This window comes from Vibrio sp. Y2-5, assembly GCF_014596725.1.
Classification (GTDB): Bacteria; Pseudomonadota; Gammaproteobacteria; order Enterobacterales; family Vibrionaceae; genus Vibrio.
On record NZ_JACVEG010000001.1, the window covers coordinates 311,621 to 330,351 of the forward strand.

Sequence of the window (18,731 nt, forward strand, 5' to 3'; positions counted from 1 at the left end):
ATAACAGATTGATCTAGACTTAAAAATTATTAGTAGTGGAATTCATCAGCTCAAAGGTATGACAATGAAACAAGGCTTTATTCTTAAAACGGTTTTAAGTACCGCGATTTTGGCGTCATTGGCTGGCTGTGCGACTCAACCAGCTCACGAGTGGCAAGCAGACAAAACGTACAAACTGACAGTGCTTCACACCAATGACCACCACGGTCGTTTCTGGCAGAACAAATACGGCGAATACGGCATGGCCGCTCGTAAGACGCTGATTGACGATATTCGTGCTCAAGTTGAAGCAGAAGGCGGTAGCCTGTTACTGCTTTCTGGTGGTGATATCAACACCGGTGTTCCTGAATCAGATCTGCAAGATGCTGAGCCTGATTTCAAAGGCATGACGAAGATTGGTTATGATGCAATGGCTCTCGGCAACCATGAATTCGATAACCCACTTGAAGTGCTGTTCAAGCAGCGTGAGTGGGCTGATTTCCCAATGCTTTCTGCGAACATTTACGACAAAGCAACGGGCAAGCGCCTGTTCCAGCCATACCAAATGTTTGACAAGCAAGGTATCAAAATTGCCGTTATTGGTTTAACAACGGAAGATACGGCGAAAATTGGTAACCCAGAATTCATCGGCGGTATCGACTTCCGTGACCCTAAAGAAGAAGCGAAGAAAGTGATTGCTGAGCTGAAAAAGACTGAGCATCCAGATCTGATCATCGCTGTTACTCATATGGGTCACTACCAAAATGGCGAATTCGGTATCAATGCACCGGGTGACGTTGCACTAGCGCGCTACTTGAATGAAGGCGACTTGGATATGATCGTTGGTGGTCACTCTCAAGAGCCTGTGTGTATGGAAGGCCCGAATGTTGTGAAGAAAAACTTCGCACCGGGTGATGAGTGTAAACCAGACATGCAAAACGGTACTTACATTGTTCAAGCTTACGAATGGGGTAAATACGTAGGCCGTGCTGATTACGAATTCCGTAACGGTGAACTGAACATGGTTAGCTACGACTTAATTCCAGTAAACCTGAAGAAGAAAGTGAAGGTTAACGGTGAAAGCAAGCGTGTCATCGCAACGACTGAAATTCCAGAAAATAAAGAAATGCTGGAGTTCTTACGTCCTTACCAAGAGAAAGGCCAAGCACAGTTAGGTGTAAAAGTTGCTGAGTCTAATGGTAAGTTGGAAGGCGACCGTAATGTGGTTCGTTTCCAACAAACTAACTTAGGTCGTCTGATTGCTACCGCGCAAATGCAACGTGCCAAAGCAGACTTCGCTGTTATGAACTCTGGTGGTGTTCGTGATTCTATTGAAGCAGGTGATATCACTTACAAAGATGTATTGAAAGTTCAACCTTTCGCAAACATTCTGACTTATATCGATATGACAGGTCAGGAAGTGCTTGATTACCTCAATGTTGTTGCGACCAAGCCTGTCGATTCAGGTGCTTATGCGCAGTTTGCAGGTATTTCTATGCATGTGGAAGATGGTAAAGTATCGAATGTGTTTATTGGTGGTAAACAACTTCGTTTAGACGATACTTACCGTTTCACCATTCCAAGCTATAACGCTGCAGGTGGTGACGGCTATCCTAAGATTACAGACCGCAAAGGTTTCGTGAACACTGGTTTCGTTGATGCAGAAGTTTTAAAAGACTACTTAGAAGCGAACAGCCCGATTGACGTAAACAATTATGCACCATCAGGTGAGATTGTTTACAAGTAATCAGTAGGTTGACTGATATATGAATGAATAAGCGGTGTGAAAACACCGCTTTTTTTATTAATGTAAATTAATACGAGAAGAGATAAGCTAAGCCTCCTGAGGAAAAGGTTAGAGTGGCAAGGAAAAAGAATGACCCCAGCGATTCAGTTAGCGAAGAAAAAAAAGGTACCTCATACCATTCATCAATACGAACACGATCCCAACAACGCGAGCTATGGTTTAGAAGCGGCAGAAGCGTTAGGTCAAGACCCTAAAACGGTGTTCAAAACGTTGCTTTTTTGCCTCAATGGCGAAGAAAAGAATCTAGCTGTAGCAATCATTCCTGTTGACCAGAAACTGAATCTCAAACTGGCGGCAAAAGCAGCTAAAGCCAAAAAGGCCGATATGGCGAACCCAGATATTGCGCAGAAGACTACCGGATATGTGGTTGGTGGAATCAGCCCTTTAGGTCAAAAGAAAGCTTTGCCGACCTTTATTCACCATAGTGCGACTGAGCTAGCGAGTATGTGTGTGAGCGCCGGAAAAAGAGGACTAGAGATTGAGTTAGCGCCGAAAGATTTGGCAACCTTAACTCGTGCGCAGTTTGTTGATTTGTGCCTTGAAGTCTGAACAGTATTCAACAATAAAAACGGCCTCATTAAGAGGCCGTTTTACTAGAGAGAAATCTCTATTAAGAATTTTGTGTTTCTTCTTCCATTTGAGCGTTGTCCACCACGTGGTTTTCGCCCAAATCTTTTGGTAAAAGAAGGTTTAGTAGGATAGCAACGATACCACATAAGCTTACGCCTTGTAGGCTGAAGTCACCCACGCCGAAAGCCATACCACCAATACCAAATACCAGTGTTACAGCCACAATCACTAGATTGCGTGATTTGTGCAGGTCAACGTGGTTTTTGATTAGCGTATTTAGACCTACTGTCGCAATAGAACCGAACAGAAGAATCATGATGCCGCCCATTACAGGTACAGGGATAGTTTGTAGTAGAGCGCCTAGTTTCCCAACAAGAGCAAGTACGATCGCCGTTACTGCTGCCCAAGTCATGATTACTGGATTGAATGCTTTTGTTAGCATTACCGCGCCAGTGACTTCTGAATACGTTGTGTTTGGTGGAGCTCCCAGGAATGCTGCAAGCATTGTTGCTGCCCCGTCACCAGCGATAGTGCGGTGTAGCCCCGGCTTCTTAATGTAGTCTTTACCCGTTACGTTCGAAATTGCCAGCATGTCACCCACGTGCTCTACCGCAGGAGCGATTGCTACAGGGATCATGAATAGAATGGCGTTGATGTTGAACTCTGGGAAAGTGAAATTAGGCATTGCGAACCAAGCGGCTTCGCGAACGGGGGTAAAGTCTACAACGCCAAAGAATAGAGACAGAGTGTAACCCGCAATAATACCGCATACGATTGGGACTAGCTTAAAGTAACCTTTAGCAAATACGCTAGCGACGATAGTTACTAGTAGAGATACACAAGAAATCCAAAGAGAAGCATCGCCATCAACCAATTGGAATGCACCATCACCACTTTTACCTAAAGCCATGTTTACCGCTGCTGGTGCTAGACCAAGACCGATAACCATGATGACAGGACCAACAACCACAGGCGGTAGAATTTTGTGGATGAACTCTACACCGCGAAGTTTAATGAAGCTGCCAAGAACAATGTAAACAGCACCTGCTGCCACTAAGCCACCCATAGTTGCAGGAATCCCCCATGTTTGAACACCAAACATGATAGGAGCAATAAAGGCAAAAGAAGAAGCGAGGAAGATAGGAACAGAACGACGGGTAATAAGTTGGAAGAGTAATGTGCCGGCACCAGCACCGAATAAAGCAACGTTAGGATCGAGTCCCGTCAGTAGCGGAACTAACACTAACGCCCCAAATGCGACAAACAGCATCTGAGTGCCCAAAATGGCATTTTTCATGGTATTTTCCCTGTAGCTAAACAAAATTCGCGGGATTCTATCACTTTTGCAAACGTTTGCCATTTAAACTAGATCAATTTTTGTTACTTTTATCATCAGTGTTGGCGAGCCAAAGTAAAAGTTTAGAAACTTTTATGACCAGTGGCGAGCACTCACCTTGCCCCATAAACAATAGTTGCTTATCATCAACTTTCAGAAACTTAGAACGTAGGAACAATATGCGCTATTTAGCTTTTTTGCTGATGGGATTAACTTCTCTGCCAGCTTCTGCACTCACCACAGTTAATCTGTACAAAACTGAAGTCGTTATTGATCAGACACAAAATGATGCAGATGCCAAAGCTCGATCGCAGGGTATGCAAAACGTTATTGTTCGTGCCACGGGCGATAAAGATGCCGCAAACAACGAAGTGATTCAAAAGGCGCTAAGCAAATATAACCAATATCTAAACCAGTTTAGTTATGGTCAGACAAACGATGTTTCTACGATAACGATGCAGTTCAGTGCACCGCAAATCCGTTCTCTGATTACCCAAGCTCAGTTGCCATTTTGGCCTGAAAACCGCGCCAACATTTTAGTTTGGCTGGTGGAAGAAACTCCATACGAGCGAGTGATCAGTTGGGAACATTCTGATTCTAAGATTTTAAAACAGTTAAAAGAGGAATCCTTGGCGAGAGGCTTGCCTATCACTGTTCCAGTTGGTGATTTTGATGACATTACAGGGTTAGAAATTTCTGATCTTTGGGGTGGTTTCATTAAACCTATCAGCTTGGCAAGCGATCGTTATCCAACAGATGCAGTGTTAGTAGTAAAAGCACAAGGTAACGTTTTACGTTGGACACTGTATGATCAAAATGCCTACAACATGCTTCAGTCGCAGAAAGCGCCAATGACAGGAAGAGCGTCGGGCAGTTCCGCCGCGTCAGAGATGATTGATCAAATCAGTGACTACTATGCCAAGAAAAACGCCGTACTAATTGGTTCTGAATCTTCACAAACCGTTCTAGCGTCATTTGATTCGATTAAAAATGCTGAGGACTTTTTCTCATTGGAAAAACGCTTAAAAGCGTTAAGCTCAGTGGCGTCACTCGACATTCTTAAAATTCAAGGCCAAGAAGTGGTGTTCAATGTTCACTTGCTTGCAACAGAAGAGGATTTCGAACAAGAAGTGCTACGAATTGCTCAAGTTCAGAAGGCTCCAGAGCAAGTTGTACCCGTGGAACAGCCAGTTGAGCAGGGGACATCAGTTGAACAGGGAACATCAGTAGAGCCTCAAGCCCCTGCACTTGGAACGACAGAGGCTGCGGTTGTTAACTCTATTGATAGCAGCGAACCTACTCAACAAGGTGAAATGTCGGTTGTTACCGAACCTGTGCCAATGGTGAAAACTCTTCGTTTTACTTGGTTAGATTAAGCTGATTGATCAACCAAGTTTAAAAAAGACGAGGTAGACTCGACTTCTATAAGAAAGCCGCTGTTGCTCATCGCAACAGCGGCTTTCTTTTTACTATCTCAAGATTTATCTACTCTTTATCAAATCGTTGCTTCTCTTGTTTTTCAACGACAGAAAGCTTGGTCAATTTCAGCCCTAACTCTTTACCACGATGTCTTGCGTACAACACGTTGCCCATAAATGCTGAGAAAGTGAGGCACAGTTCCACTGCCGCTAGCCAGCGTTCGCCATTATCGACATACAAAATGGTGAATGCATGTAAAAAATACAGCATCAGAATAAAGTTGGCCCACGCGTGGGTATAAGGCTTACCTGCTAAGATACCTGGCAGAGGTAACAATAGGGGAATCAGCCACGCTACCGTTAACGCCAGTGGATTAAGGTGTGGGTGTGGCGATAAATCTAGTTGCCACAAAGCAATCCAAACAATCAAAGCGAGGTTACTCGTTAGTGCTAACCAGCGAAACTGTTTGGTTTTTGAGGTCATTTCAACACTCATGGTTGTTCCTTTAATGAGACTCGTCTTTAGAACTAAGACGGTCTTTAATTCGATGCATCTTTTAGTTGTTTCGCCAAATTGGCGAGACGTTTTCCGAGTTGACGAGCTAGCTCGCTTTCATCTTCGGTGAGTTTGCTGTTCATCTGCGATACGTGGCTAGCACCGTAGGGAGTGCCTCCAGACACGGAAGTATGCAATTTCGGCTCAGAGTAGGGGATGCCCATGATAACCATGCCGTGATGAAGCAGAGGCAACATCATGGTTTGTTGCGTGCTCTCTTGACCACCATGCAAAGTGGATGAAGAGGTAAACACGCAAGCGGGTTTATCTATCAAATCGCCGTTCAACCATAAAGGAGTGGTTTGATCCCAAAAGTGTTTCAAAGGCGCGGCCATGTTGCCAAACCATGCTGGACTACCTAAAGCCAAACCGTCACAGTTCTTCAGTTCGTCTAAAGTGATATACGGGTCTTCAGCATTGGTTTCATGGCTGTTGATCTCCGGAACTGTTCTCAGAATCGCTTCACACTCAGGGATACTGTTAACCCCTCTAGCGATCTGCCTTGCTAATGATTGAGTACTACCGTGTCGGCTGTAATAGAGTACAACCACGTTGGTCATCATAGAATTTCTAGAACCTGTTCCGGTGGACGACCTAAGCGAGCCTTACCATTTGCAACCACAATTGGACGTTCAATCAGTTTCGGATTCGCCACCATAGCGGCAAACAACTCATCATCTGAAACGCTGTCATCACCTAAAGCAAGTTCTTTGTAGACCTCTTCTTTGGTGCGCATCATGTCTCGTACACTTGCTACGCCTAACTGCGCGTAAAGTGTTTTTAATAGCTCAACAGTCAGTGGCGCTTCAAGGTACTTAACGACTTCTGGCTGAATACTGTTTTGTTCTAATAAAGCCAGTGTTTCACGGCTTTTTGAGCATCTAGGGTTGTGATAAATCACGACAGACATAGTTTTTCCTTACTTTCTCTTTTTATTATTGAAGCGATAAGAATCGTTCTCTTTGTATCATGAGCTGATCAATACGAGCGTCATATCGCGCTTGTTCTAAACTGCCTAACTTGGCGAGTTGGCTGGCTTGTGTATAGAGCTGTATCGCTTTGTTCCAGTTGGCGCGTAACGCTAGGACTTCGGCTTGAGCCGCCAAATCTTCTGCTTGATTCCCGTTACGGCTATTGGCTTCAGATAGCAAATGCCAACCGTTGGTATCGTTTGGATTATCGTGGGTATAACGCTGCAGCACGCGAATCGATTCGCTAAATTTCTGTTGTTTCAATAGCACGTTAGCGTAGTTCACCATCAAGACAGCGTTATTCGGTGTTTGTTTTAACGCTGCTTCTAACAAATTCTGCGCATCGTTGAGGCGATTCGTTTCGATGTAAAGGTCAGTCATCGCATCGAGGTAGAAGCGATTATTTGCGTCTGATTTTAACAGTTTTTTAAGGATAGGCTCGGCCTTATCGTGTTGTTTTGAATCGAGATACACTAAGGCTTTGCCATACTCAAAAGAGACATCAAGAGCGGGTATAGTGGTTTTCTTTTGCGTTCTGGTAAACCAGTCCAAAGCGGCTTCACTATCAATACCAGCATAACGCGCCACAATACGGGCACGAGCTAAATGATAGTCGAGGTCAGGCTTTAGATTAACGGTTGGAAAACTCTGAGCACGTTCTCGGCTGTCAGTAATACGATCTTCTGGTAACGGGTGGGTTAAAAGCATAGGTGGAGGTGTGCTCGCGTAGCGATACTCATCCGCTAAACGACCGAAGAAACGTGGCATTGCTCTTACATCAAAGCCAGCTTTTGCCAAAGTAGAAATACCAAAACGGTCCGCTTCTTTTTCATTACTACGGGTATAGTTAATCTGACTTTGCATGTTCCCCGCAGTGGTGGCGGTAATCGCAGCAATCCCCGCTTCCGGCGCGGCAATAGCCAGTAGTAATGAGCCTGCTAATGCGGCCATCGTTGCCGGAGTACGACGAGCCTGATCTTCCATACTGCGCGCGAGGTGACGCTGGGTTACGTGCGCAATTTCGTGGGCAATAACGGAAGCGAGTTCGCTTTCTGACTGAGCATGAAGAAACAAGCCTGAATGCAGGGCAACATAACCACCAAAGAATGCGAATGCGTTGATATTACGGTCTCGGATCATGAAGAAAGTAAACGGTGTTTTTACGTCGTCTGCATTCGCAACTAATTTGTGACCAAGTGTGTCAATGTATTCGTTGATGACGGGATCGTTAACAATAGGCTTGCTGTTTCTCAGCATGCGCATATAGGCGTCTCCATAAATCAGTTCTTGATCTATGGTCAGAGTGGAACCCGCAACGGTGCCAATGTCAGGAAGCTCTATATTGCTCGCGTAAGACAGAGAAGGCGCACATAAGGCCGTTGATATACATAGGCAAACGAATGAACGAGTACGTTTTAACATCATGTTCTTTGTTGATACTCCAATATCATTTTCCATTAGGACATTGTCCGCTTGAAATGGTTTCCACAGTTCAGATATAAGCCACGATGACTGTATCTTTATCTGTAACGTATTATGCGTTAATTCAAGAGATAAATAACGAACACTTTGTGACTCTACAACTTAGGATATTAAGAGTGGCGCACAGTGGAAAAGCCGATACAATGTCTGTCCTATATTAAGGATTGAGCCGAAGAATGGAACCGAATATTCTCGATTTACGTCAACAGCGATGTCCCATGGCATTATTACTTGCTAAACGTCACACTGCCCAGCTTGAAGCTGGTGATTCGGTAACCATCTTGATTAGCGATTCCAGTTCATTCAAAGATATAGAAAGCTATTTGCTTACTCAGGATTATCTTTGCCAAAGCGTTAAATGTGATGGTTATAACTCACTCACTGTTGTAAAGGAGACATCGTTACATGTTCGAAATGGTTAATCGTTGGTATCAACGACGTTTCTCTGACCCGCACGCCGTAAGTTTGGTTGCGATTCTTTTCTTCGGTTTCATCACTATCTACTTTTTCGGACATCTGATCGCGCCTTTACTCGTTGCGATTGTTTTGGCTTATTTGCTTGAGTGGCCAGTTGCTCAGCTTTGCCGCTGGAAAGTGCCGCGTACCTTAGCGGTCATTCTCGTCATCTTGTTATTCGTCGGCGTGATGTTTTTAGCCTTATTTGGTCTGGTTCCTACTATTTGGGATCAGGTTGCTAACTTGGTGGCTGATATACCGAAAATGTATAACGGTTTGCAAAAGCTGATTGCGACACTGCCAGAACGTTATCCAGAGTTGGCGAACTTACAAATTGTTGAATCAATTATGAATAACGCCAAGGACAAAGCGATTGGTATGGGCGAGTCTTTGGTAAAAGGTTCTCTGGCTTCTTTAGTCAGCCTTGCCACTTTAGGTGTTTACCTGATCCTAGTGCCACTGTTGGTCTTCTTTCTGCTCAAAGATAAACGTGAAATGCTCAAAATGGCGAGTGGCATAATGCCGCGTAACCGCAATTTGGCGAATAAAGTTTGGTTGGAAATGAACCAACAGATTTCGAACTATATTCGCGGTAAGGTACTGGAGATCATTATTGTAGGTACCGTGAGTTATGTGACGTTCGCCATTTTAGATTTACGTTACTCAGTGCTACTTTCTGTTGCTGTTGGCTTCTCTGTATTGATTCCGTATATAGGTGCCGCTGCGGTAACGGTGCCAATTGCGATTGTGGGTTTGTTCCAGTGGGAATTGACTTCGCAGTTTTATTATCTGCTGATTGCTTACGCGATCATTCAAGCTCTGGATGGTAACGTGCTCGTTCCCGTTCTGTTTTCTGAAGCGGTAAACTTACATCCGGTTGCTATCATTGTAGCAGTGCTGGTGTTTGGTGGTTTATGGGGATTCTGGGGCGTCTTCTTTGCGATACCGCTTGCGACGCTCGTTAAAGCTGTATGGAATGCCCTGCCTAGCAGCGAAGAACAGCCGCCAGCCAAGACTGAATAATGAAATAGATGCTCGTTGACTTTATTAAGCCCAAAAGTTGATTATTTTTGGGCTTTTTTGTTATTTGAGCTTAGTATTAAAAATGCGTCAGTTGCAATACATATAACTAATAAAGAAATTGCTTAAGTTATCACTTTTTTTGACGATAAAGTGACGAACACCACATAATCACAAGTGTGCAACGAGGGACGTATGAGATTTAGTCAAAAGATTGTGGCCGCATCATCGGTATTGTTGCTGGTAACAGCATCTTTGCTATCTATTCAGCAGGTAAGCACTGTTCGCAAGGAAGTATCAAGTTTAATCGGCGGCACTATTAAAGGAATGGCCGAAGGGGTTGCGGACACCGTAACGTCGGAAATGGAGAGCAAGAAATCACTCGCTCAATCAACCACAGATATTCTTCAGTTAGATCCCGAAAATCGCGACTATGTGAAAAATGTTCTGGAAACCAAAAAGCTCAAGAGTAGTTTTCTTGCGGTTGGTTTTGGTTACGACGTTGATGGCAAAGTGGTTGAAAACGATGACGGCTGGGAGCCGGACAGCAGTTATGACCCGCGCAAACGTCCTTGGTATGTCGATGCTAAAAGAGACGGGAAATTAACCGTCACTGAGCCTTATGTAGATGTTTCTACAAAGCAAATGATCATTTCTATTGCAACCCCTGTCTACAATCAAGGCCAGTTCACTGGCGCGATGTTCTATGACCTGAAGCTCAACGGGCTTGCCGAAATGGTCAATAAAATTAACTTATTTGACGCTGGTAAGCTGTTCATCATTACTTCTGATGGTATGACTGTCGCTCACCCAAATGCGGAAAATAACGGTAAAAACATTTCCACTTATTTACCTAAGATCGATATCAAAGAAGGTTCTCAAGACATCGATATTGAAGGGAAAAGCTTTCTTCTTAGTTTGACCTATTTACCAAGTCAAAATTGGTTTGTTGGTGCGCTAGTCGACAATGAAAAAGCGTTTGCCACGGTTGATAGCCTAAGAAATAGCGCGATTATCTACACTATTATCGGTGTGATTCTAAGTATTATCATTTTGACCGTGTTGATTAAATTCTTGATGCGTCCACTTAATACGCTTAATCATGCGATTAAAGATGTGGCTTCTGGTCAGGGTGATTTAACCAAGCGTTTAAGCACGGATACAGATAAAGAATTTGCTGAGTTGGCGATGGACTTCAATACGTTCACGGAAACATTGCAGGGCCAAATCAAGCAATCTAAAGCGATTGGTGAAGAGATCAAACGTGGCGCAGAACAGACCATGGGCAGTGTTCATTCTTCTTCTGAAGCCATGAGTTCTCAGCTTCACGAGCTAGAGCAGCTTGCAACAGCTATGAACGAAATGGCCGCAACTGCGATGGAAGTTGCTAACAATGCGCAAGGGGCAGCATCGGCGGCGAAAGATGCAGATGATGCGACCCAAGAAGGTTCTAAAGTGGTGGGTGATACGACCTCATCGATTGATATGCTTTCAGCCCGTATTGAACAAGCTGTAGAAGAAGTTCAAGGCTTGGAGTCGGCAACAGCGAATATTGAAACGATTCTTAAAGTTATCAACGACATTGCTGACCAAACAAACTTACTCGCACTCAATGCCGCAATTGAAGCTGCTCGTGCAGGGGATTCTGGTCGCGGTTTCGCCGTGGTAGCGGATGAGGTTCGAACGCTGGCGCAACGTACTCAACAGTCGACCACAGAAATCCGTAGTATGATTGAGCAGTTACAAGCGGGGGCGAATTCAGTATCTGTTGCGATGCATGAAAGCAAAGCAACGGCAGTAGAGGCGGTGAGTAAAGCTCAGTTAGCGGATGCGGCCTTGCAAAAAATTCATGGTGCTATTCAACACATCAGCGACATGAATATGCAAATCGCTTCTGCAGCTGAAGAGCAGAGCTTAGTGGCTGAAGAAATCAATAACAACACAGTGAAGATTAAAGACTTGTCGACACAGGTATCTGAATCTGCTGAAGAAGCCAATATCGCAATGCAAGTTCAGACAGAAAACGTGCGTGAACAAGATGCGATTCTTGGTAAGTTTATTGTTTAATTGAGTTTGAGATGTTTAATAGAAAGGCCAGCACTGTTTGCTGGCCTTTACTTTTGGATTTGAGATGCTGCTAAAGCAGTATGGATTAAGCCTGCTTTTCTTTTAAATAGTTCAGAACGACTTCATGGTGATCTTTGGTTTTGAACTTGTCGAAGACATGTTCAATCACACCGTTTTCGTCAATCAGAAAACTGATGCGGTGCAAGCCATCATATACTTTACCCATAAACTTCTTGGTTCCCCAGACGCCGAACTGTTCGGCAACCTGATGATCTTCATCTGAAAGTAAGGTGAAGTTAAGGTTGTCACGAGCGATGAATTTACCAAGGCGAGCGACAGGGTCGATACTTACGCCGAGTACCACTACATTCAGAGCTTCAAGTTCAGCGTTCACATCACGCAAGCCTTGCGCCTGAACAGTACAACCTGGAGTCATTGCTTTTGGGTAAAAATAAAACAGGATTTTTTTGCCAGCAAAGTCAGATAGGGTAACTTGATTGCCATCTTGGTCTAATAGTGAAAACGCCGGAGCTGGCGCGCCTGCTTTTAAAGTATTCATTGTTCTTCCTTATTGACTGCTTTTTATAAAGTTAAGCGAACCTTGCACATCTAAACTGCTGCATAGCGCTTCAAATTCTTCTTGAAGCTGCATAAGGTTATATTCCGAATCTACGTGAGCGGTAATAGCGATATGGAATTGGTCTTTATTGCGCTGCAGCTTATCTTTGCTAATGGTTTGTGCACTGAGTGATGCCATACCGATGTTTCGGTCTGCAAAGAATTGAGTGAATTTCTCAGTTAAACCAAGGCGATCGTCCGATTCCACATAGACTTCAACGATATAATCGTTGGATTGATGATCATGTGGTGACGTTCGCTTCATAATCGTGATCAAATCTTGTTCTTGTCCGAGTAGTGGCAGCGTAGTCTCTACTCGGGTAATGCTGTTGGCATTGCCTGATAACAGCATGATCAATGTGAATTCTTTTCCAAATAAGGCAATTCGACTGTCGACAATATTACAGCCGGATTGCGTAACTAATTTCGCAACTTGGTTACAGATACCAGGTCGATCAGTTCCTACTGCAGTGATCACAAGATGTTGAGTCATATTGATATTTCGCTTTGTTATTTTCTGGCATGTTAGCACAACTTTTCATTAATTAACCCCAATGAGCAGTTACTTTCCCCTGTTAATTAAAGTTGTAGCGCTGTTGTGACAACTGAGGTGCCTTGGATACATCGTTATCTAGACTTATCCGGTTAGTTAACAGGCTCTGCATCTAATTTTCTGATTCATTTTTGGGATAACCACTCCATAAATTAAGTATAGAGACAAGCGTTCACGATAGTGACCGTTTAAATATGACCGATCTCTAACAAGTGCAAGGATTGCTTATATACAATAGCCGACAAGAGATTGAGTGGGGGAAAGCTCTAACATGTGATAAATATTCACTGATAAGGAGCATTTAGGCATTCTTAGCCTCTTGTGTTTTTCAACTCCCATGCAGTACCATGCAGAAAGCATTTATTTATGGAGATAGACATGTTTTCAGGAAGTATCGTAGCGTTAATTACACCTTTTACCCAAGATGGCGAAGTCGACTTTGTAAGTCTGAAGAAGCTTGTTGACTACCATGTTGACGCTGGTACCGATGCTATCGTTGCCGTAGGTACAACAGGTGAATCATCCACCCTGACCATCGAAGAGCATGTCAAAGTTGTAGAGAAGATCGTTGAGTATTCTAATGGCCGTATTCCTGTTATTGCGGGTACGGGGGCAAATGCGACTCACGAATCAATTACTTTCAGCCGTTTGCTCAACAATACGGGTATTGCCGGTGTTCTCAGTGTGACTCCATACTACAACAAACCAACACAAGAAGGTTTGTACCAGCATTACAAAGCCATTTCTGAACAGACTGAAGTGCCAATCATCCTGTACAACGTACCAGGCCGTACTGCCGTTGATTTGAAACCAGAGACTGTGGCTCGACTATCAAAACTAGATAACATTGTTGCTATCAAAGATGCTACTGGTGATCTTAGCCGCGTGGCACTGCACCGTGAACTTTGTGGCGACGACTTTATTCTGTTAAGTGGTGATGACGCGACTGGTCTTGAGTTCATTAAGCTGGGTGGTAAAGGCGTTATTTCAGTAACGAACAACATTGCAGCGGCAGACATGGCGAACATGACGCATCTAGCGCTGGAAGGTAAGTTTGACGAAGCAGAAGCCATTAACCAACGTTTGATGCCTTTGCATAAAAATCTGTTTGTGGAATCAAGCCCGATTCCAGTTAAGTGGGCTGCTCACAAACTGGGTTTGATTTCTTTTGGTGATCTACGTCTACCTTTAACACCTCTTTCTGAACAAGCTCAACCAGTTGTTGCCCAAGCAATGACTGAAGCCTGTATTTTTTAAGGCGCTTTCCATACAATGCCGAGGTGTTTTTACACCTCGGTGCATTTTAGGAGTTTCAATGAAGTTTACGCGTCAGCTAGTTATTAGTTCACTAGCTGTTTTGGTTTTAAGTGCTTGTTCAAATTCGACACATCGCCGTCAAGCCAAAGATGATTTTACCTACCTAGAGACGAAAAGCTTCAGTGAGTGGCAGCTACCAGAGGGAGCGACTCCAGAGTTTTACCCCAATTTTGATATCCCGCAGGGGAACTATCATGGCGGAGTAGGCCAAACCGTTGATATTCGCCCGCCGCAACAAGTTCTGGAATTGATCCCAGGAGCTCGTGCTGAACGCCAAAAAGGCGAAGTTTCACTGTGGATGGTTCGTAAAGAAGAAGTGGATAAAGTTTGGAATACGGTCTTAAAAGTGATCGCTGAGCGTAAAATTAATATCCTTTCTCAAACTGATGACAGAATTGAAACGGATTGGGTTTCTTGGGTTGCAGAAGATGAAGACGTCGAGTTGGGCGCTCGTTACGAAGTGACTCGAGTTGAAGACAATAATCGCTATGGCTTTAAAGTGTCACTGATCGATTGGCGTGAAGATGGCAAACAGATGCCAGTTTCAACAACCAATAAAGAGCGTTACAACGCTTTGATGACCAACTTAGTGACGACTCGCTATGATCTTGACGCTCGTGAAGAAGCAGCGCGAAAAGCACAAGAGTTAGTAAAGAAAATTCCAATTTCAATGGGTGCTGACCGTAGTGGTTTACCTGTGATTATTGCCCGTTCTTCTTACGACGTGCTTTGGCCTCGTTTGCCTAACATCTTACCGCACATGGGCTTTACGCTTGAAGAACGCAGTCAGTCACAAGGTACTGTAAAAGCAAAATACGCTTCACCGGACGATGAGTTCTGGCAAGAGATTGGCGTAAAACCTATTGAGCTAAAATCGGGAACTTATACTTTCCTATTTGGTGATTTAGGTAACCGTACCTCTATTAACGTGACTGATTCATCAGGTAAACCTGTTGAAGAAGCCTTGTTGAAAGACATGGTTCCAGTACTCGCAGCGATAATTGATAAGAAATAACGCTGAATACTCGTTAGATAAAATAAAGGACGCATTTGCGTCCTTTATTGTTTGTGATTTTTGTCGCTATGATGTTGTTTATCAAGTTCATTCAGTTTATCTAAATCGCTTTTCTTCTTCTGCTGACCGTATTTCATATTCGCTGTGTATTTCAATGCAGCAATATTACCGATCACCACACTGACGATGACGATTGAGATGACCCACGGGTTAAAAAGAAACTCTATCATGCTGATTGCCGTTAGCGAGTGCTGATGTTAGTGATGTATTGATTGTAGATCTTTGCAAGCCCTAGGCGCACGCACTCTTTACCTAAAATGGGCGCAGAATCCAGTTGCGTAGACAATTGCTCTAAAGTGAGTTGCTGCAAACAAGCCTGAGCCGTTTTTTTATGGCTGATGTGCCATGGCTCAAAAGCGACACCTGAGCCATTTTCCTGATAAGGGAAGAAAAATCCAAACTCGGCTAAATGTGCTTGCAACCAGAGGTAAAAAGGTTGCTGGTGGTCTTGTAAATACTCCCAGGGCTCCAGTTTCAAACCGCCATCACTTGGGATGGCGTTTCTATCAAAGACATCAAAATCGGTTCCCCAGTGATGACGACTTGCCCCCGGTAGCGCAGACCAACGCAAAATAGCCGTAATTTTTTTCTCATCACTCAGGTTTTGCGACTGGATTATTTGGCTGTTCTCATCAAGGAGCACTGCTTCGCCTGACATTTTTCGATTCCAGATCGCCAGTTGGCGTTCAAAGGAACGAAAACCGCTGGCAATATTGAAGTTAAAACCTTCTTTATCTGCAGCCTCTTTGAGTGACAGCAGATCATCTTTAACAGCAGGATGGACAAGAAAATACTTCTGTCCTACCAGCACTTCCGTTAAATGGGATTCAGTTTTACCGGTTAATTGCTCAGCGGTCATAATCACGCGAATAGGTTCTCCATCACGCTAAAAGATTTTCCAACGTTTTTTGGTACATATCGGTCAACAGCTCAAGATCATGAATGCTGACACATTCGTTCACTTTGTGGATAGTGGCATTCACAGGACCCAGTTCCACCACTTGTGCGCCCATTTGAGCAATGAAACGACCATCAGAAGTACCACCCGTTGTAAGTAACTGGGGTTCTTGATGATTCACTTCTTTCACGGCTTTAACTACGGCATCAAGCAGTTCACCTGTATCTGTTAAGAATGGCAGACCATTCAGAGTCCAATGCAAGTCATAATCCAGTCCGTGAGCGTCCAAAGTGGAATGAACACGACGCTGAATCTCTTCAGCTGATAGCTCGGTACTGAAACGTAGGTTGAATTGAACATTGAACTCACCCGGAATGACATTCGATGCCCCTGTTCCAGCATGCACGTTTGGAATTTGGAAGCTGGTTGGCGGGAAGTATTCGTTGCCGTCATCCCATTTCATTGTTGCCAGTTCAGCCAGTGCTGGAAGTGACTGATGTACAGGGTTATTCGCGAGATGCGGATAAGCCACATGACCTTGTGTCCCTTTAATGGTGATGTCACCAGTAATCGAGCCACGACGACCATTTTTAACTACATCACCGACCTTCAATGTGCTTGAAGGTTCGCCAACAATACACATATCAATCAGTTCGTTACGTTCCATTAAGGTATCAACAACTCGTGTTGTACCATTGATGAATGGACCTTCTTCGTCAGAAGTGATTAAAAAGCCGATTGAACCTTTATGGTTCGGGTTTTCAGCAAGAAAGCGTTCTACAGCAACAATCATACAAGCCAGTGAACCTTTCATATCTGCCGCGCCACGCCCATGCAGATGATCATCGATAATGGTTGGTTCAAATGGTGGAGTATGCCATTGCTCCAGTTTACCGGCAGGAACGACATCTGTGTGGCCAGCGAAGGTAAACAGCGGTGCTTCAGTACCTTTACGAGCCCAGAAGTTGGTCGTGTCTTCAAACACCATTGATTCGATTTCGAAACCGAGCGCTTTTAAGCGTTGAATCATTAAATCTTGGCAACCTGCATCGATTGGGGTTACCGATTGGCGACTGATTAAATCTTTTGCGAGAGCCAAAACAGGGCTATCTGTCATCCTTGAAATCCTTGTTAATAAAGAAACGGTTTATTGAGAAAAAATTATTGGCAAAAAAGAGCCGAGTAGTTCGCAGCGCTGAAGCCGAGTTCTAGTTTGTCATTGTGGCGCACAATCGGACGCTTAATCATTGAAGGCTGCTCAACCAACAACGCGATAGCATTCGTTTCATTCAACGTGTCTTTCTGCTCTTGGCTAAGTTGACGATAGGTTGTGCCGCGTTTATTTAACACATTTTCCCAACCAAGTGATAGGCAAAACTCCTTGACGAGTTCAGCGTCGATCCCTTGTTTTTTATAATCATGAAACTGGTATTCAACACCTTCTGCTTCAAGCCACTTACGCGCCTTCTTAATTGTGTCGCAGTTTGGGATGCCATACATAATAGTCATTAATATTTTTCCTTTATCTCCCCACCCACAGGAACTGCAACCGCGAGGGTTACAACGTCAAGCTTGTGGATATAGGCTGAATTATCGTTGTTTGCCAAATCCTAACAGGAAGCCAGCCTCGTGACAAAAGGGTTCGTGACAAGAAAATACGCTCTGATTTGCATGGTATTGAAAAGTTATTGATCAAACGCAACACGTTTCGAGGTAAAAAAGAAATAATGAGTCCTGTATTGATTAGGAGGTATCAATGGAATTGAGTCCTGTTTTTGCTAGGCGTTTGTATTTAGCCTTGTTAGTGGAAAGCCTTGAGCGGCCTAATGTGCCTAAACTTATTGAGAAAACGGGATGGCCACGTCGTACGATTCAGGACGTGATTAAAGCGCTTCCGGGAATTGGTATAGAACTCATGTTTGTTCAGGATGGTAGACGTCATAACGATGGCTACTACCAGTTATCAGACTGGGGACCATTTGATAGCCAATGGGTTTTTGACCGCAAAAATGATATTGCGGCGAGCTTAGGATTTTAAAGCCAGCATTGCTGGCTTTTTCTTTATTATTGGTTTTGTATAAACCAATACGCGATAAAGCCAGCCCAGCTTAAGCCTAGTAATATCCAAGGTAATAAGCTTGGCGTGTTTGTTGCTGCTTCAAATTCATTAAACTCTTCCGTCTCTTGAGTTTCTGCACTGGTTTGCTTTGTTTTTAACGCTTTCTTGCGCGCTCTATCTGCTTGGCGGTTTTTCTCTTTTTGCTGCTTTTTGTATAGCGCTATACCTTTCTCTATTCCTTGAGCAATCAATTTGGTCTGTTCTTTTGTTTGTCCCGGTTTTTGAATTGCTCTAGCGACCGCCAATGCCTCTTGCTGAGTTTGTTCCGAAGGAACGATTTTCTTGTTCATAAATGCAGAATCTAGTCTTGATAGTCAATAGGACTAAACCCTATCACGAACGGACATATTTGATGAAGGGCTCTAGATCAACTCTGCTGTCTAATTTCTATATCTCTCATGGTGTTCTGTTTGTCTTTCACTATGACGTCACTGATAATTGGCTAGAATGGTACTCAAGTCTTTTTCTTACATTCTGAATCTAATCTCT

The 18,731-nt window shown here is 43.8% G+C and carries 21 protein-coding genes; 9 read left to right on the plus strand and 12 right to left on the minus strand.

The window, feature by feature from the left end; all coding sequences use genetic code 11:
* Positions 1 to 64 precede the first annotated feature (64 nt).
* Together ushA and ybaK are read left to right on the plus strand one after the other, a co-directional pair.
* Complete coding sequence (gene ushA, locus HUO09_RS01485; protein ID WP_167412397.1) at positions 65 to 1,726, plus strand: bifunctional UDP-sugar hydrolase/5'-nucleotidase UshA; 1,662 nt, start codon at positions 65 to 67, stop codon at positions 1,724 to 1,726.
* Between the two features lie 129 nt (positions 1,727 to 1,855).
* A complete protein-coding gene (gene ybaK / locus HUO09_RS01490; RefSeq protein ID WP_188232764.1) occupies positions 1,856 to 2,335 on the plus strand; it encodes a Cys-tRNA(Pro) deacylase in 480 nt (159 codons plus the stop codon).
* A gap of 61 nt (positions 2,336 to 2,396) precedes the next feature.
* Here the strand turns inward: ybaK and HUO09_RS01495 are convergent, their stop codons facing one another.
* Entirely contained in the window at positions 2,397 to 3,653 is a 1,257-nt protein-coding gene (locus tag HUO09_RS01495; RefSeq protein ID WP_167412395.1) for a uracil-xanthine permease family protein, read from the minus strand.
* Between the two features lie 218 nt (positions 3,654 to 3,871).
* Between HUO09_RS01495 and HUO09_RS01500 the strand changes: the two genes are divergently transcribed.
* Positions 3,872 to 5,068, plus strand: coding sequence for a DUF2066 domain-containing protein (locus tag HUO09_RS01500; RefSeq protein ID WP_188232765.1), 1,197 nt, complete (start codon positions 3,872 to 3,874; stop codon positions 5,066 to 5,068).
* Positions 5,069 to 5,177: 109 nt separating this feature from the next.
* Here the strand turns inward: HUO09_RS01500 and HUO09_RS01505 are convergent, their stop codons facing one another.
* Genes HUO09_RS01505 through HUO09_RS01520 form a run of 4 tightly spaced genes read right to left on the minus strand, consistent with a single transcriptional unit; the run spans position 5,178 to position 8,059 of the window.
* Complete coding sequence (locus HUO09_RS01505) at positions 5,178 to 5,606, minus strand: DUF2069 domain-containing protein (RefSeq protein ID WP_188232766.1); 429 nt, start codon at positions 5,604 to 5,606, stop codon at positions 5,178 to 5,180.
* A gap of 44 nt (positions 5,607 to 5,650) precedes the next feature.
* Positions 5,651 to 6,226: an NAD(P)H:quinone oxidoreductase gene (gene wrbA, locus HUO09_RS01510; protein WP_175579727.1), complete on the minus strand. Its 576-nt coding sequence runs from the start codon at positions 6,224 to 6,226 to the stop codon at positions 5,651 to 5,653.
* Positions 6,226 to 6,576, minus strand: a complete 351-nt coding sequence (arsC, locus tag HUO09_RS01515; protein ID WP_167412391.1) for an arsenate reductase (glutaredoxin) — start codon at positions 6,574 to 6,576, stop codon at positions 6,226 to 6,228. The genes wrbA and arsC overlap by 1 nt, the downstream gene beginning before the upstream one ends.
* Before the next feature lie 25 nt (positions 6,577 to 6,601).
* The gene (locus HUO09_RS01520) at positions 6,602 to 8,059 is read right to left on the minus strand and encodes a M48 family metalloprotease (protein ID WP_373563680.1); all 1,458 of its coding nucleotides are present in this window, start codon (positions 8,057 to 8,059) and stop codon (positions 6,602 to 6,604) included.
* Positions 8,060 to 8,295: 236 nt separating this feature from the next.
* On the opposite strand from HUO09_RS01520, the gene HUO09_RS01525 reads away from it, so the two are divergent.
* The 3 genes from HUO09_RS01525 (at position 8,296) to HUO09_RS01535 (ending at position 11,662) form a co-directional block, all read left to right on the plus strand.
* Positions 8,296 to 8,541, plus strand: coding sequence for a sulfurtransferase TusA family protein (locus tag HUO09_RS01525; RefSeq protein ID WP_167412389.1), 246 nt, complete (start codon positions 8,296 to 8,298; stop codon positions 8,539 to 8,541).
* Entirely contained in the window at positions 8,525 to 9,598 is a 1,074-nt protein-coding gene (locus tag HUO09_RS01530; protein WP_188232767.1) for an AI-2E family transporter, read from the plus strand. Before HUO09_RS01525 ends, HUO09_RS01530 begins: the two co-directional genes overlap by 17 nt.
* 192 nt (positions 9,599 to 9,790) lie before the next feature.
* Positions 9,791 to 11,662 (plus strand): methyl-accepting chemotaxis protein, encoded by a 1,872-nt coding sequence (locus HUO09_RS01535; RefSeq protein ID WP_167412387.1) that lies wholly within the window; start codon positions 9,791 to 9,793, stop codon positions 11,660 to 11,662.
* Between the two features lie 85 nt (positions 11,663 to 11,747).
* Here the strand turns inward: HUO09_RS01535 and bcp are convergent, their stop codons facing one another.
* Together bcp and HUO09_RS01545 are read right to left on the minus strand one after the other, a co-directional pair.
* Positions 11,748 to 12,221, minus strand: coding sequence for a thioredoxin-dependent thiol peroxidase (bcp, locus tag HUO09_RS01540; RefSeq protein WP_167412386.1), 474 nt, complete (start codon positions 12,219 to 12,221; stop codon positions 11,748 to 11,750).
* 9 nt (positions 12,222 to 12,230) lie between these two features.
* The gene (locus tag HUO09_RS01545) at positions 12,231 to 12,773 is read right to left on the minus strand and encodes a glycine cleavage system protein R (protein WP_167412385.1); all 543 of its coding nucleotides are present in this window, start codon (positions 12,771 to 12,773) and stop codon (positions 12,231 to 12,233) included.
* Positions 12,774 to 13,211: 438 nt separating this feature from the next.
* Here HUO09_RS01545 and dapA point away from each other — a divergent pair, with 438 nt between their 5' ends.
* Complete coding sequence (gene dapA, locus HUO09_RS01550; RefSeq protein WP_188232768.1) at positions 13,212 to 14,090, plus strand: 4-hydroxy-tetrahydrodipicolinate synthase; 879 nt, start codon at positions 13,212 to 13,214, stop codon at positions 14,088 to 14,090.
* Positions 14,091 to 14,148: 58 nt separating this feature from the next.
* Positions 14,149 to 15,165, plus strand: a complete 1,017-nt coding sequence (gene bamC, locus HUO09_RS01555; RefSeq protein WP_167412383.1) for an outer membrane protein assembly factor BamC — start codon at positions 14,149 to 14,151, stop codon at positions 15,163 to 15,165.
* Positions 15,166 to 15,209: 44 nt separating this feature from the next.
* Here bamC and HUO09_RS01560 read toward each other — a convergent pair whose 3' ends face one another.
* Genes HUO09_RS01560 through HUO09_RS01575 form a run of 4 tightly spaced genes read right to left on the minus strand, consistent with a single transcriptional unit; the run spans position 15,210 to position 17,632 of the window.
* Positions 15,210 to 15,395, minus strand: a complete 186-nt coding sequence (locus HUO09_RS01560; protein ID WP_167412382.1) for a DUF2897 family protein — start codon at positions 15,393 to 15,395, stop codon at positions 15,210 to 15,212.
* Positions 15,396 to 15,406: 11 nt separating this feature from the next.
* A complete protein-coding gene (locus HUO09_RS01565) occupies positions 15,407 to 16,084 on the minus strand; it encodes a M15 family metallopeptidase (RefSeq protein WP_188233176.1) in 678 nt (225 codons plus the stop codon).
* Positions 16,085 to 16,106: 22 nt separating this feature from the next.
* On the minus strand, positions 16,107 to 17,240 hold the full coding sequence (dapE, locus tag HUO09_RS01570; RefSeq protein ID WP_188232769.1) for a succinyl-diaminopimelate desuccinylase: 1,134 nt from the start codon (positions 17,238 to 17,240) through the stop codon (positions 16,107 to 16,109).
* A 44-nt stretch (positions 17,241 to 17,284) separates the two neighbouring features.
* Positions 17,285 to 17,632, minus strand: a complete 348-nt coding sequence (locus HUO09_RS01575) for an ArsC family reductase (RefSeq protein WP_188232770.1) — start codon at positions 17,630 to 17,632, stop codon at positions 17,285 to 17,287.
* 247 nt (positions 17,633 to 17,879) lie between these two features.
* Between HUO09_RS01575 and HUO09_RS01580 the strand changes: the two genes are divergently transcribed.
* Complete coding sequence (locus HUO09_RS01580; RefSeq protein WP_042484051.1) at positions 17,880 to 18,161, plus strand: helix-turn-helix domain-containing protein; 282 nt, start codon at positions 17,880 to 17,882, stop codon at positions 18,159 to 18,161.
* 26 nt (positions 18,162 to 18,187) lie between these two features.
* Here the strand turns inward: HUO09_RS01580 and HUO09_RS01585 are convergent, their stop codons facing one another.
* Positions 18,188 to 18,532, minus strand: a complete 345-nt coding sequence (locus HUO09_RS01585) for a DUF2956 domain-containing protein (protein WP_188232771.1) — start codon at positions 18,530 to 18,532, stop codon at positions 18,188 to 18,190.
* Between the last annotated feature and the right edge of the window lie 199 nt (positions 18,533 to 18,731).